At 68.0% G+C, this 14,797-nt stretch carries 10 protein-coding genes; all 10 read right to left on the bottom strand.

The window, feature by feature from the left end:
* The 10 genes from A9971_RS17885 to tssJ are packed head-to-tail and all read right to left on the bottom strand — an operon-like array spanning position 1 to position 14,786.
* On the bottom strand, positions 1–1,683 hold the full coding sequence (locus tag A9971_RS17885; RefSeq protein WP_232643851.1) for an SUMF1/EgtB/PvdO family nonheme iron enzyme: 1,683 nt from the start codon (positions 1,681–1,683) through the stop codon (positions 1–3).
* Between the two features lie 22 nt (positions 1,684–1,705).
* The gene (locus tag A9971_RS17880; RefSeq protein WP_183001235.1) at positions 1,706–2,908 is read right to left on the bottom strand and encodes an ABC transporter permease; all 1,203 of its coding nucleotides are present in this window, start codon (positions 2,906–2,908) and stop codon (positions 1,706–1,708) included.
* The gene (locus tag A9971_RS17875) at positions 2,908–3,624 is read right to left on the bottom strand and encodes an ABC transporter ATP-binding protein (protein WP_011064245.1); all 717 of its coding nucleotides are present in this window, start codon (positions 3,622–3,624) and stop codon (positions 2,908–2,910) included. Before A9971_RS17875 ends, A9971_RS17880 begins: the two co-directional genes overlap by 1 nt.
* On the bottom strand, positions 3,624–6,707 hold the full coding sequence (locus A9971_RS17870; RefSeq protein WP_183001237.1) for a serine/threonine-protein kinase: 3,084 nt from the start codon (positions 6,705–6,707) through the stop codon (positions 3,624–3,626). The genes A9971_RS17875 and A9971_RS17870 overlap by 1 nt, the downstream gene beginning before the upstream one ends.
* Before the next feature lie 2 nt (positions 6,708–6,709).
* Positions 6,710–7,444 (bottom strand): PP2C family serine/threonine-protein phosphatase, encoded by a 735-nt coding sequence (locus A9971_RS17865; protein WP_011064247.1) that lies wholly within the window; start codon positions 7,442–7,444, stop codon positions 6,710–6,712.
* Positions 7,445–8,098, bottom strand: a complete 654-nt coding sequence (tagF, locus tag A9971_RS17860; protein WP_183001239.1) for a type VI secretion system-associated protein TagF — start codon at positions 8,096–8,098, stop codon at positions 7,445–7,447. It abuts the gene before it with no gap.
* Positions 8,095–11,601, bottom strand: coding sequence for a type VI secretion system membrane subunit TssM (gene tssM / locus A9971_RS17855; protein WP_053160448.1), 3,507 nt, complete (start codon positions 11,599–11,601; stop codon positions 8,095–8,097). Before tssM ends, tagF begins: the two co-directional genes overlap by 4 nt.
* A complete protein-coding gene (locus A9971_RS17850) occupies positions 11,598–12,923 on the bottom strand; it encodes a DotU family type VI secretion system protein (RefSeq protein ID WP_015637481.1) in 1,326 nt (441 codons plus the stop codon). The genes tssM and A9971_RS17850 overlap by 4 nt, the downstream gene beginning before the upstream one ends.
* Positions 12,924–12,929: 6 nt before the next feature.
* A complete protein-coding gene (gene tssK / locus A9971_RS17845; RefSeq protein WP_011064251.1) occupies positions 12,930–14,264 on the bottom strand; it encodes a type VI secretion system baseplate subunit TssK in 1,335 nt (444 codons plus the stop codon).
* Positions 14,265–14,279: 15 nt separating this feature from the next.
* Complete coding sequence (gene tssJ / locus A9971_RS17840; protein ID WP_011064252.1) at positions 14,280–14,786, bottom strand: type VI secretion system lipoprotein TssJ; 507 nt, start codon at positions 14,784–14,786, stop codon at positions 14,280–14,282.
* Positions 14,787–14,797: the final 11 nt, after the last annotated feature.

Here is a 14,797-nt window from a genome sequence, read left to right as displayed (position 1 = left end):
TCATGACTTCTGACCGGTCGATGCGAGCAGTTCCTTCAAAATCGTCGCCGGGTCGGCTCGCCGTTGCTGGCGATAATTCCCGACATGGCGAACGAATAACGTAGCGCGCGTCACCAGGCTCTTGCCGAGCACCGGCTTGCGATTGAGCTCTTCCTTGATTCGTTGAAATTGCGCCTGGATCACCGCGTCGGTGTAACGGGTGCCCGTGGCCAGGTTGTCGATGTAGATCGCCACCGCCCCGTCCAGCGCGCTGCGGCCGTTGTCGATGGCTTCGGCGAACAGCTTGGCGCTGGGCTCGTCCTTGGCATCGATGGCCTGCTGCTGGCTCTTCTTCAGGTTGGTCAGGCGGATGTTGTAGTTGTTGATGGTCTCGGCCACCAGGGCCGACGACTGGATCAGGTTGCCGGCCGCTTCCTCGCGCTGCTGGGCGATCAGCGAGACGTTGCGCTTGAGCTCTTCGTTGACCAGCCCCAGCTCCGCCTGCAGGCGCGGGTCGACGCTGGCGGCAATGATGGCGTCCAGGCGCTTGGTGGGGTCCTGGGCGTCGTCGATGGCATCGGTCAGGGACGCCAGGCGGCCCTCCTTCTGCCACTGGGCGAACAGCTCCTTGTAGCGCGAACGAGGCGCCGACAGCGCGCCGATGGCCACCCGGAAACCGGTGGTTTCGTTGCTCTGCTCAGTGCCGTCGGCGCCAAACAGCGGGTACTCGCGGCGCATCCCGGTGAACAGCGTGCCTTCGCCTTCCAGGTAGTTGCCGCCCTTGACCACGAAACCGCCGTAGGTGCCCTGGCGGCGCCCGGCGCGCACCAGCTGGAAGGACTCCTGGACCATCTCGGCGGCGTTGCCGATCACGTCGAACAGGCCGATGGGGTTGGGCAGCTTGGTGCCGATGGGCATCAGGCGCGCGGCCTGGCCGGTGCCGCCGGCCACCTGGTTGAACACCGCCCAGTCCGCCAGCGGGCCGTCGTCTTCGCTGCCCTCCACGCGCCGCGGGAACAGGCGGCCTTCCAGCTCCTGGCGGCTGACCGCCTGGCCGCCGCGGGCGGCGTATTCCCACTCCACCTCGGTGGGCAGGCGCACAAAGCCCAGGCCACCGTCTTCCGAGGAACTGCCACGGCCGCTGACCGGCAGCAGGTCGCGGTGGTTCTTCATCAGCCAGGCGCTGTACACCGCGGCAAAGCGCTCGGCCTCGAAGCGCGACAGCTTGACCTTGGGCAGGCGCCCTTGCAGGCCGTCCGGCGCCTCGCAGGCCGGGGCCGGCTCGCCACTGGCCAGGGACTGGGCCTGGGCCATGACCTGAGCGTACTGGCGGGCAGTGACCTCGTACTTGCCGATGAAATACAGCATTGGCTTGAGGGGCACCCCGGCGCCGCTTTTCGGCAGCGCCGGGCCAATGGTCTTGCCCCAGGCACTGGGCAGGTCCTTGAGGGTGAACTGGCCGTTGATGTAGTCCCGGCGGTAACCGGAAATGAACGACTGCTGGTAACCACTCTCGCCCTCGCTGAAGGGGTAGCCGAGGTTCACCTCACGGTCGTCCAGGGTGCCCTGGGCCAGCACGTAGACGTAGCGGAACACCATCTCGCCGTCGCAGGGCAGCGGCAGGCTGACGTCATCCGGCAACGGCTTGGGGTTGTCCATCTTGTTCGCCGGCTCTTCGGCCCACACGGCCCCGGCCAGGGTCATGGCCAGCACGGTGCTGATCAACTTATACATCGCGAATTCCTTCACAGGCTTCTATGCGTGACACCCGCCAGCCGCCCAGCGCGGCGGCCAGGGTACTGACGCCCAGCGTCGCCAACAGGGCCAGCCCGTAATGGGCCGGCAGCAGGTGGCTGGCGTATTCGCCGGGCGCCTGCATGAACAAATGATTCAGCCCGGCCTGGGCCAGGCCATACAGGGCGCCGCTCAACAGCGCGGCAAAACCGGCGCTGTACAGCGCCTGGGCCACCACGAACAGCAGCAGCGCACCGGTGGAAAACCCCAGCAGGCGCAACACCGACAGCTCCCGGCGCTTGCGCTCCACCGCCGCCAGGGCCCCGGCGAAGATCGCCGCGAAGGCACCCGCCAGGGCCAGCCCGGCGATCACCCAGAAGACGATGGCCAGGTTGCGGCTCAAGGACTGCACCTGGGCTATGGTCTGGGCCTGGGTCGACACCAGCAGGCCACGCTCGGCGAAATACAGACGCAATGGCTCGACATCCCCCAGGTAGCGGGCGTACAGGCGAAACGCCGGGTAAACCCGCTGCCCGGCGGTTGCCTGGGCATCGCCGAGCCAGCCCAGGGCCGCCACAGCGCGTCCGTCGCGGTAATCCTCGGCGGCCTCCAGCAGCGCCAGCGGGGCGAACAGCGCGTCCCGGGCAAAGGCCTCCAGAGGCAGAACACCCTCCACCTGGACCCGGGTCCGCTGTACCTCGCTGCGCCCCGCCACCTGCCGGCCAAAGGTCGCCTGCAACCAGTCCCCCGGCTGCACCCCAAGCTTCTCGGCGGCGGTACGGCTGAGCAGCACGCCACTCATGCCCCGGGGCGCCGGCAAGCGCCCGAGCAAGGGGTCGCCGGCCGCGGTGGGGAGCATTTCCACGGTCAGGCCGATATCCCCCGTGCCCCGGGACAGGTCCGCGGTGGCGGCGATCTGCCGGGTACGCGGCAAGGCAAAGGCCACGTCCGGACGCTGCCCCAACTGGGCGATGAAGTCGGCGCTGAAGCGCCCGCCGCCCAGGGGAATGATCTCGCGCACCGCCGGGTCCTTTTCCAGGCGCTCGGTGAGGCTGCTCACCAGCCCGAACTTGAGCCCGAACAGCACCAGCAAGGGGGCGATCACCGCCACCAGGGCCAGCACCGAACAGGCCGACAGCCAGCTGTCGGCCCGGTAGTCCTGCCAGGCCAGTGCCGCGGTCAGTGAGGCGCGCATCAGCAGGCCTCCCCAAGCGTGGCAGTGACTCCGCCATCGGCGTCGCGCTGGCAGGCGATGCGTCGTACCTGCAAGCCGTTGGCCCGGGCCAGGGGTTCGTCGTGGGTGGCGATCACACAGCACACCCCCTGGTCCCGCGACTGCTGCACCAGCAGTTGCATCACCCGCTGGGCGTTCAAGGGGTCCAGGGCCGCTGTCGGCTCGTCCGCCAGCAATACCTGAGGGTTGTGGGCCAGGGCCCGGGCGCAGCTGACCCGCTGGCGCTGGCCCACCGACAGCGCGGCGGGTTTCTTGTGCAGCTGGTCGGCGATCTCCAGGCGCTCGGCCAGGCGCCGGGGAATGCCCTCGTCCGCCAGCCCCAGCAACTGCCGGGGCAGGCTGATATTCGCGCGCACGTCGAGAAAGCCCAGCAGGCCGCCGGTCTGCAGCACATACCCCAGGTGCCGGCTGCGCAACTGCGCCAGCGCGCTGTGGCCGTCGCCGCGCCAGATCCCGGCAATGTCGATGGCATCCCTGGCCGGGGAGAACTCGAAGCGCGCCGCCGAATCCGGGGCCAGCACCAGCGCCAGCAGGTCCAGCAGCGTGCTCTTGCCGCAACCGCTGGGGCCGACCACCGCCAGTTGATCACCGGCACGCAGTTGCAGCCTGGGGATCACCAGGCTGTAGCGTTGGCGACCCTCGCCGCGGCTCTTGTGCACCTGCGCCAGATTGAGCATCACGGCAGGGTCGACAACGGAACGCGGTACAGGGCATCACCCGGCTCGGCATCACCGAAGCGCACCCAGTTGGCCAGATCGTTATGGAAGGTTTCGTAGAGGCGGATCTTCGAATCCAGCTCGTCGATGAAGTCTTCCTGCTCGGCCACGCTCAGGGACAGCCACAGGTCCTGGGTCATGTTCAGCGACTTGCTGCGGTACGGCAGGCCTTCCAGGTATTCCCCCAGCACGCCGCCGTCGGCCAGGTTGCCGCCCTTGCGCAAGGCCGACGGGTCGCGGCTCATGTAGGCACTGGCGCTGGCGATTTCCTGGAAGAAATCCTTGGGCGAGGTCTGGGTCTTGCGCGCCGCGTCGACGATCAGTTTCAGCGACTGCTGCAAGTCGTTGAGTTGCAGCTTGGTGAGCATCACACAGACCTGGAACGCCGGCAGCGCCGGGTTGGTCAGGTCGCGGTCGGCGGTCCAGGCGCTGACCAGCTGGGGCGCCTGGCTGGCGGACTTGCGGCCGAGGAAATCCATGTGCATGGCGTAGCCGATGGCCGCCGACTTCTGCGCGATGCTCGGCGCCGCCGCCAGCACCGGGACTTCCTGGCTCTGGTTGCTGCGCACCTGATGCACCAGGTCGGCGAACACCGTGCCGATCTCGTCGACCCGCTCGCCAAACTTGCCCACATCGCCACCGGGCACCGGAATGTACAGGTCGCCGATCTTCGGGTTGGCGTCGGCGGTCAGCACCCGGTACTGGGTTTCCGCCTGGGCGTGGTTCTTCTTGCCGGCATCGGTACGCAGGTGCAGGGCGTAGATCTTGATCTGTTTGCCCAGGGCTGCCTGGCGCACTTCCGCCTCGTTCATCTGGGTGCGGCTGTAAGGGTCGTTCTTGCGCAGCGCCCCGGCATCGCTGACCAGCAGGATCAGGCGGCCGCCATAGCCCTTCCAGTCCATGCCCTCCACGGCCTGCATCACGCCGGCAAAGGCGTCTTCGTTGAACGAATGGCTGGAGACACTGGTGGCCTTGACCTGGCTCACCAGCTCCTGGAAGCGCTGGGGATCGCGACCCTGGTCCAGGGTCACCAGGGTCTTGGTCACGTACTCCAGGCCCGGGGTCTTGCTGGTGTTGTTGCGAAAGCCCACCAGGCCGAAGCTGACGCTGTCCAGCTCGCCGCGCTGGGCGATCTTGCTTTGCAGCTCGTGCACCACATCGCGCACCTGATCAATGTAGGGCTGCATCGACACCGAGGTGTCCACCACCAGCACCACCGCTGTGCGGAAGGCATCGCCGGCCGCCGGCGGAGTATTGGCCGGCAGGCGCTTGCCGCTACTGTCGCTGATGCTCTGCGGGCTGTTGCCCGGGTCGATGGAAGCCACATTGAGCAACTGCACCGGCTGGCCGTTCTCGTCGAAACTCTCCTTGGAATCGAAGATCGGCAGCAGGTAGAACTGGTCCTGGGGCACCGCGCTGGCATTGGGCTCCAGGGCCAGTACCTGCTGTTCGTCCTGGGGATTCTTCTGTGCCTTGAGCAGCAGGTTCTTGGCCGCCGCAGGGTCCGCCAACAAACGCTCCAGCTCGCTGGCCTGACGCACGAACATCACCGGTGCACGACCGGAACGCTCGGTGAATTTCAGCACCAGGCTCTGCTTCCAGTCGCTGACCTGTTCGGCCGGCAACCAGCCGGCGCTGCGACCGTCACTGGCGGCCCCCAGGCGCAGCCAGGAGCGGCCGTCGAGGTTCTTGCGCTGATAGACGTAGAGCACCGAGAACGCCGGCACCGCCTGGCCTGGCGCAGCCCCAGGCTCGCTGGAGAAACTCGCCCCTGGCTTGCTCAGCACCCGCTGAAACAGGGTTTTCTTGCCCGGCATCAGCAGCGGTCGCTGGCCGCCGTCGACATCCGCGGCCACCGGCTGACTGGCCGGGGGCGCCACCACCGCAGGCGTGGTGCCGGCTGTCGAGGCGGTCTTGGGTTCTGGCGCCGGGCTGTCGCCCGACAGCCACCAGTAACCGGCGCCCGCCACTGCCAGGGCCACCGCCACGGCGACCCCGGCCAGGGCCAGCACCGGGCCGCGCCGCTGTTCGGAAGGCCCGCTGCCGGCTGGCGGCAGATTGGCCGTGCGCGGCGGCGCAGGCGGCTCCTCGGGCGGCTCGCGGCGCGGCGCCGGTCGGGGCGCCTGCTGCGGGATCTCGATGGACACCGGGGTCAGCCCGGCCAGGTCGTTGTTCTGAGGTACAGGCTGCGACGCAGCCTGGGGTGGCAGCGGCAAGGGCTGGATCAGCGTCGCTTCCACCTCGGCGGTGGCGGCCGGCAGGTTGTCCAGGGCCGCCAGCAAGGCGGCGGCATCCGGGTAGCGCTCGGCCGGGTCCTTGGCCAGCAGCTTGCGCAGGATGTGCTGGTAGCGACCGTGGTGCAGCGGCAGCTCCGGCAGCGGCTCGGTCAGGTGGGCCAGGGCCGTGGACAGCGCGTCGGTGCCGTTGTAAGGCAGCTCGCCCACCAGGATTTCATACAGCACCACCCCCAGGGCATAGAGGTCGGCGCGGCCGTCGATGTCCTGGCCACGAGCCTGTTCGGGGCTCATGTAGCTCGGGGTGCCGACGGCAAAACCGGCCTGGGTGAACTGGGTACGGTCGTCCAGGGACTTGGCGATGCCGAAGTCCGAGAGCACCGCGGTGCCGTCGGCGCGGAACAGGATGTTGGCCGGCTTCACATCGCGGTGTACCAGCCCCTGGGCATGGGCATAGCCCAGAGCCGAGGCGATCTGGCGGATATAGGTCAGGCCCTGCTCCGGGGTCAGCCCGGCGGCGATGCGCTCTTTCAGCGTGCCATTGGGCAGGTACTCCATGGCCATGTAGTACAGCTCGCCGACATTGCCGATGTCGTGGATGGTCACGGTGTGCGGGTGCGACAGCCGCGCCAGGGTCTTGCCCTCGCGCAGAAAGCGCTCACAGAAGCTCGGGTCGGCGGCCAGCGCCGCGGCCATCACCTTGAGTGCCACCTTGCGTTCCAGGGAACGCTGGGTCGCCAGGTACACGCTGGCCATGGCGCCTTCGCCAATTTCGCCCTGGATGTCAAAGCCGGGAATCAGAATGTCCATGGTCAGTGTCCTGCGGCCTTGATCACGATGGCGGTGATGTTGTCCGGAGCGCCCCGGGTCAGGCCCAGGTGGATCAGGCTGCGCACCACGTCATTGGGCTCGCTGTGGCTGAGCACGTCACGCAGCTCAAAGTCCTCGGCGGTCTTGTTCAGGCCGTCGCTGCACAGCAGGAAGGTGTCGCCGTCCTGCACCTGCAGGTCAATCTGGGACAGCTCCAGCTGGGCCTCGACGCCAATCGCCCGGGTCACGATGTTGGCCCGCGGGTGCACCCGCGCCTCGGCCTCGCTGAGCAGGCCGCTGTCCTGCAGGTCCTGGACGTAGCTGTGGTCCCGGGAAATACCTTCCAGCTGTTCGTCCCGCAACCGGTACAGGCGGCTGTCGCCGGCCCACAGGCACACGGCCCGGGCCCCGCGTACCGCCAGCAGCACCACAGTGCTGCCCATCATGGTCACCCCACGGTTGGCGGTTTCCTCGCGCACCGCGGCGTTGACCGCGGCCAGGCCGTTGCGCAGCGCGGCGACATAGTCGTCCAGGCTGTCGGCGGCCGGAACCGCCCGCAGGCTGTCGACGATCAGGCTGCTGACATAGTCCCCGGCGGCGTGCCCGCCCATACCGTCGGCCACCAGCCACAGGCCGGTCTCCGGGGCTTCGAGCCAGGCGTCTTCATTGATTTTCCGCACCATGCCGACATGGCTGTAGCTGGCGGACTGGTAGGACAGTTGCGGCGCTGAACGCATTTAGACGGCACCCTCTTGTCCGAGCAAAAATTGCGCAAATTCACTGGCCGGCGGCAGGCCCTGGCAGCGCAACAGCATTGGGCTGATGTACTGCGAACCGCGCCCCCACCAGGCACTCGATCCCGCGCAGGCCTGGGCCGCGAGTACCGCGCCCCGGGCCTGTGGATCGCTGACGTAAAACCGCTGCAGGCCGGCGTAGTGGCTGCCTTCGATCCGGCTGGCCGGGCTTGGCGCGCCCAGGGCCTGCAAGCCCTCTTCCAGGGCTTCGAAACTGGCGCCCTCTTCCAGGGTCGCCAGCAACAACTCTTCCACCTGTTCGAACCACTGCTCCGGGCCGCCGACCAACGAAGCCAGGTCAGCCTCGGGCTCCAGCAGCGCAGCCACGGTCAGGGGGAAATAGCGCCCCACCCGGTCGATGCTCGGCATCACCACCCCGACCGCCGCCTGGGGCCCGCAGACCCCGGGGGCCAGGGCGAAGCGCCACAACGGGCTGATCAGGTAGGCGTTCAGCCACTGCTCACCCAGGGCGTTCTGGCTGGCCAGCAGCCCCGCCGCCAGCCAACTGTCCCAGGGGCCGATGAAACTCTGCGGCAGGCCACGGCTGATAAAATCGCCGCGGCTGGCCAACTTGCCGTACAGGCCCGGCGCCGTCATAGCCGCTCCGGCAGGCTGAAGCCACTGAGCACCCGGCTCTTGAACGGGTTGAAGGCGCTGCTGGCCCGCAGCTCGTAGGAAATGCTCGCACCGTCCACCCGTAGCCGCAGGTTGAAGCGGTCCGGCGAATTGGTGGCGGTCAGGTCCGACTGCTCCAGCAGGCGGAACCAGGCCCAGGGGCCATCCAGGGTGATCCCGGAACGCCCGGTGGCCGAAGGCGGCATGATCGACAGGCGCACCACGCCGATGCTCCCCGGGTTGGGCCATTGCATGGCCACCGGCCGGCTCGGGCCGTGGTCGTAGCTCAGTTGCTGGCCGTCCAGGTCGAGGAGGAACTGGCTGATATTGGCGTCCATCGCCACCGGCTTGAGTTCGAAACGCACGGCCGGCTGGGTACCGCCACTGGAGCGGAAGAAGGCGTCGCGAATGTTCGAAGCGCGCTGGAAGGTCTGCAGCACGCCAGGGGAAATCCCCAGCTTCTGCGCCGCGCCTGGCTGCCAGCTCCAGGTGGTGGTCGAGGTGTTGACGTAGGGCTGCAGGTACTTGCGGAAGTAGTTGTCCATCACCCCGCCGGTGCCGAAGAACTGGCCGAAGTCTTCCAGGGTCGCGTCCCGGGAGCTGCCCGGCGACATCGGGTAACGGCCGCTCAGGGACTGGCGATAGACGTTCACCACTTCGCTGACCCAGGCCGCGTTCAGCTGGTTGCGCACCCCGCCCATCATGGTGTTGGTGGTGGAGCCCACCACCGACTTGACCAGCCCCTGGACCACCGGAGGCTGGCGCTCGGCGGTCAGGCTGACCCGCGCCGCAGCGGCGCTGGCCTGGTTCTTGGCCTCGCCCAGCAGCGCGTCGCCGCTGGCCCCGACCATGGCGCTGACCTGCACGTACAGGGCGTTCATGTCCGCCAGCAGGCCGTCGATGGCCGCCGGCTCGCCCTCGCCCTTGCTCACCAGGCTGTTGAGTTCGGCGAAGTGCGCGCTCACCGGGTCTTCGCTGCTGGCCACGGCAGCCGGGTTGGCCGACTGTTCCTGGCCCAGCAGGGTACCCAGGCGTTGCTTGAGCTGGTCCACACCGCCCTCGACCTTCTGGCCCTGGGCCGCCAGCAGGCGTTCTTCCTGTTGCAGGTCGGTTTCCTTGGCCACGGCCACCAACAGTTTCTTCAGCGGCGAAGTGGGCCCGGACAGAATCCGCAGCACGTCGGCGGCCTGGGCCACGCTGGTGATCGGCACGAAGTCGATGTCCGCCAGCAAGGCGTCCCACTGGCGCAGGTAATCCTGGAAGTACAGGCGGCGCACGTCGGCGGCAAGGCTGGCGACGTTCTGCTGGTCGGCCTGATCGCGACCCAGCACCCACTGTTCTTCCGCCAGGGTGCCTGCCTGGTTGAGGCTGGCCAGGAGGAAGCCCTGGCGGTAGCCCTTGGCGGTAAACAGCCCGCTCAGGGGCTCGCTCAACGGCTTGCCGCTCTTGCGGGTGAACACCAGCGCGGCGTCACGGCCACCGGCCTCGCTGAGGCGAAAGTCCGGCACGCCGTCCGGCAGCTTGGCGCGCTTGACCCGGTCATACACCCGCTGGGCCACCGGCAGCTGCTGCAGCTGGCGGCGCAGGTCGTCGATCAGGCGCTGGTCCAGGCGTGCGTTGGGCGGATGCTTCTCGAACAGCGCCTGCAGGTGCCCGGTCAGGGCCTGGCGTTGCTCGGGCGGCAGGTCGCGGGCCAGGGTGTGATCCCAGTCCAGGGTGATCCAGGCCTTGATGAAGTCCGGGTCGTAGTGCTCGCTGTCCGCCAGCATCAGGTAGGCCTTGAGCCCCTCGTAGAGGAAGTCCGAGTTGCCGCCGCTGTGCAGTTGCTCTTCGATGCGGGTCATCAGCCGTGGGGCGAACACCGCCACCAACAGCTTGCGATAGACGCTGGCGGACTCGGCTTCGAGCATGTCGCCCTGGTACAGGCCCAGGCCTTCGGCCCAGCCCGGGGCGTCGCCGGCCAGGTGGCGGGTGGCGTTGAGCAGCGGCAGCACCGCCAGCACATCGCGCTGGGCCGGGCTGAGGTTCTGCACGTCCTGGCGCACCGGGCCGACGCGCTGGTCGACCTGGGCAATGTAGGCCTGGTTGGCCCTGTAGCTGATGATCCACAAGGTGCTGACCACCAGCACCAGGGCTACGGTGCCAGCCAGGGCGCCACGGGCGATCCATTTGCGCCGGCGCTCGACCTTGGGGTTGACCCCCACCAGTCCGCGCTCGGCAAAGGCCACGGCACTGAACAGCTTCTCGATGAAGTAGCTGCGCCCGGTGCCGGTCTGCCGCGCCAGGTGCTGGCGGTCCAGGTTCATGCTCTGGGCCATGGCGCCGATCAGGCGGTCGATCGGGCTGCCTTCCTGGGTGCCGCTGGTGAAGTACACCCCGCGCAGCAGTACCCGCTCTTCGAAGGCATTGGGCTTGAACACCCCTTCCAGGAAGCTCTGCAAGGATTCCTTGAGCGCTGCGAACTGCTGCGGAAAGCCGTAGATCAGGTCGCGCCGCGCCGGGTCGCGTTCCTGCTGCAGGCGTTCCACCAGGCGCTCGTTGAGCCGCTGCTCCAGGGCCGCCAGTTCCGCCGGCAGGTGGGCCAGGGGGCTGTCACCGCTCTTGCCGTCGTCCAGGGCGAAGGTCATGCCCCAGACCTGGGCTCGCTCTTCCTTGCTCAGGGAGTCGAAGAACTCCATGAAACCCGGCACCAGATCGAGCTTGGTGAGCATCAGGTAGATCGGGAAGCGCACTCCCAACTGGGTGTACAGCTCCTGGATCCGCAGGCGGATCGCTGCGGCGTGGGCAGCGCGCTCCGCTTCGCTGCCGAGCAGCAGGTCGGAGAGGCTGATGGCAACGAAGGCGCCATCGATCGGCCGCCGCGAGCGCTGGGTCTTCAGCAGGTCGAGAAAGCCCAGCCAGGCTGCCTTGTCCACCGTGGCATGGCTGTCCTGAGTGGTGTAGCGGCCGGCGGTATCGAGCAGCACGGCCTGGTCGGTGAACCACCAGTCGCAGTTGCGGGTGCCGCCCACGCCGCGTACGGCACCGGCGCCCAACTGGGCGGCCAGGGGGAAATGCAGGCCGGAATTGACCAGTGCGGTGGTCTTGCCGGAACCCGGCGGACCGATGATCACGTACCACGGCAGCTCGTAGAGATTGCGTCGCTCGTCACCGCCGAGCTTGGCCTTCTTCAGCAGCGCCAGGGCTTCGTCCATGCGCTGGCGCAGGGCGGCCAGTTCCTCGGCAGTGGCCACGCTGTCCGGGTCCGGCGGGGTGTCGGCGGCCAGGCTCTGCAAGACCTTGGCCGCATTCCGACGGGCCTGGATGATGCAAAACACCCGGTAGCCGATCCATAGCGCGAAGATGAAAATGATCAGCGCCCAACGCCGGCCTTCCGGTACCAGGAACTCCAGCAACGGGCCAATGAACCAGATGATCAGGCTCAGGGCGATCAGCCCCAGCAGCGGGATCACCCAGCGAATCACAAAACTGAAAAACGCCTTCACTCGACCCCCTCCGCCAATACGCTGATTTCTACCCGACGATTACGTGCCCGCCCTTCGGCGGTGGCATTGGTTGCCAGTGGCTCGGTGTCGCTGCGGCCTTCGGCGCTGAAGCGCTCCGGCTGCCCGGTCTTCGCCGCGAGGATCTGCAACACCGATTCGGCGCGCGCCTGGGACAGCTTCCAGTTGGACGGGAAGCGCAAGGTGGCGATCGGTCGGTTGTCGCTGTGGCCGGTGATCCGTACCTGGCCCTTGACCTTGCGCACGGCGTCGGCGATGCGCAGCATCAGCGGCTGGTAGTCGTCGAGGATGCTGGCGCTGGCCGAGGCGAACAGCTCGTCGCCACGGATGGTCACCACCGAACGGTCGACGGCATCTTCCACCGCCACCCGCCCGGCCTTGATGTCCTCGGCGAGGAAGCCCGCCAGGCGCGGACGCTCGACAATCTTCGGCTGGATCACCGGGCGGTCCAGGGTCTGCACCGGGATCTCGCCCAGGGCATGGATGTTCTTGAACACCGGCTCGGCGTCCGCCGCCAGTTTCAGGCGCAGGCCGAACAGCAGCGCCAGGAGCAAGGCCACGCCGATGGCGATGCCGACCCAGGGCGGCATGAACTGGGCCAGCCGGTCACGAGCCACGCTGACCCCGCGCCAGTGTGGCGACAGCTCGCGCTCGTGCTCGCCACGGGCGCTGCGGATGGTGGCCGCGGTGCGCTCGCGCAGGGCCTCGAGCTGGCTGCGACCATCGATCATCACCCGGTAGCGGCCTTCGAAACCCAGGCACATGCACAGGTACAACAGCTCCAGCAGGTACAGGCGCTCGCGCGGGCTTTGCAGGCAGTGCTCCAGCAGCTGGAAGACCTTCTCGCCGCCCCAGGCCTCGTTGTGCACGGTGATCAGCAGGCTCTGCTTGCCCCAGTCGCTGGTGCTGCCCCAGGGCGTGCTCAGCACGGCTTCATCCAGGGCAGTACAGAGCGCATAGCGCGCCAGCAGCACGTCGTTGCGCGGCACGCCGGCGGCTTCCGCGCGCTCCTCGAACTGGCGCAGGTAGGCCAGCAGTTGCGCCCGCAGGCTGGCCGGCGCCGGGTGCGCCAGGGTGCTGCGCAGCCTTGTGAGCAAGGCCAGCAGTGGGCCCGCGGCGCTTTCCAGGGGGTTCAGGCCACGGGCCTGGCCGGCCGGCAGCGGCGCCGCCGGCATGGCCAGCGACGGCGCGGGCGCAGCAGCTGGGCGCCCGGGCTCGGGAGCACGGCCACCGGGGCGCGGCATGAATTGGGTACGGTCGTTGGGCGGGGACGGCTGCCCTGGCGAATCGTCGAAAGGATGCATCGCGACTTATCCTCGAATGGCCCAGAAGGCCAGGTTCAAGCCCGGGAATTCTCCCGCGACGTGGAACGCGAAGCCGCCGGAGTGAACCAGTTGTTTCCAGTGCTCGCTGCCACGGTCCAGCTCGTAGTAGGTCGAGCCTGCGTGGTACGGCAGTTGCCGCGGCGCCACCGGCAGCGGCAGCAGGCCGATGCCCGGCAGCTGCAGGTTGACCAGGTCGCGGATGTGCTCCACCGAACCCACCTTGCTCTGCTGGGCGAAGCGCCCGCGCAGGGTTTCGCCCGGCACGTCGGCACGCACCACCAGGATGAAGCTGGCGTTCTCCAGCAGGGTGCGGTCGGCCAGCATCGCCACGTGTACGCCGTAGGCTTTCTCGACGATGGGGATCGGCGTTGCCTTGCTGTCGATCAGCATCGACAGCGCTTCACGCAGGGCCTGCATCACCGGGGCGAAACTCATGGCCAGCTCATCGTGCTGGTACTGCGGGTATTGCTCAGGGCGCCGGGCGCTGTGGGTGAAGGTCGAGAACTCGCCGGCCAGGCTCACCAGCTCGCTGAACAGGCGCTCGGGGTGCAGCGGGCTGATCTGGCTCAGGTGGTTGACCAGGGGCTGGGCGCGGTTCACCAGTTGCAGGAGCATGAAGTCGGCGATTTCCGAAGCGCCCCCAGCGCCCGATGCCACCACGCGCCCGGCCAGGGCCTCGCCGCGCTGGTGCAGCAGGCCCAGCAGTTCGCTGCGAAAGGCGCTCAACGGCTTGGACGCGGCCACGTCCAGCACCGGCGGAATGTAGCTGTCGTCCAGCACCAGAGCACGGTCGGCGCGTTTCTCCTTGACCCGCACCACGCCAATGGCGGCGTAGTCGCTGAGGCCGTCCTGGGCGGTGAGCAGACGCAGGGCACGAGAGCCCACGGCCACCGGCGCGCGGTTCTCGAACGGTGCGTTGTCGTCACGCACCTCGCGCACCTGGCTCAGGTAGCGGGCACCGCCCAGCTCTTCGCCTTCGTCCACGGTGTCCCGGGCGCCGGCGCGCTTGAGGGGCAGCGCCAGGTACACCAGGCCGTCACGCAGGTTGTCGTCGATGCACAGCGGGCTGGGCGCCAGGTCGTCATGGGGAATGTTGAACGGCGTGCCGTCGGGCAGCAGGCCACGGGCGCTGACGATGGCCAGCTTGCCCTGGGCCAGCAGGCCCTGATCGATACGCAGCTCGGAGAACCCCCAGGCTCCCGTCGACAGCGGGCGGCTGCGGGCGTCGATGAGGTTTTCCAGGTAACGGTCATGCTGCTGGAAGTGCTGGGTTCCAATGAACATGCCTTCCGACCAGACCACGCGATTGTTCCAGGACATGGTTGCTCCGATTGCCTATTGGGCAGGGCTGGATGGGGATGCCACGAGCTCGGCGCTGACCGCGCGGACGTCGAGGACGATCTGATATTGGTTGCTCAGGCGCTGCGCGGTGTTGACCCCGACCCGCCACAGGGCCTGGTCCACTTCGCGATAGCCCACCAGCAGGCCGACCTGACGGGTGGCCGGGTCCAGGGTGCGCTTGAGGGTGAACTGGTCGCCGGGCTTGACCAGCACTTCATCCTGGTCGATCAGGTCCGGGCCGAGGGTAGCCGGCGCCCGCTCCGCCAGGGCGAAGTAGTCGGCGCGCATGAAGGTGGCCGGATTCTTCAGCTCGAAGATCCGTACCCGCACCGGCGTGCTCTGGCCATCAGGCCCGGGGTTGAGCCCGCTGACCGCCTGGAAATGCAGCTCCACAGTCGTGGCGCCGGGCGCTTCCTTGGCCGGTTCGCCGGGAGGTGGTGTGTCCTTGGCACAGGCCGCCAGTACCAGCATGGCAACCAATGTCAGCAATCGTTGAATCATCCTGCGTCCTC

The organism is Pseudomonas sp. UME65 (genome assembly GCF_014170225.1).
Classification (GTDB): Bacteria; Pseudomonadota; Gammaproteobacteria; order Pseudomonadales; family Pseudomonadaceae; genus Aquipseudomonas; species Aquipseudomonas protegens.
This window is presented reverse-complemented; position numbering and strand designations above follow the sequence as displayed.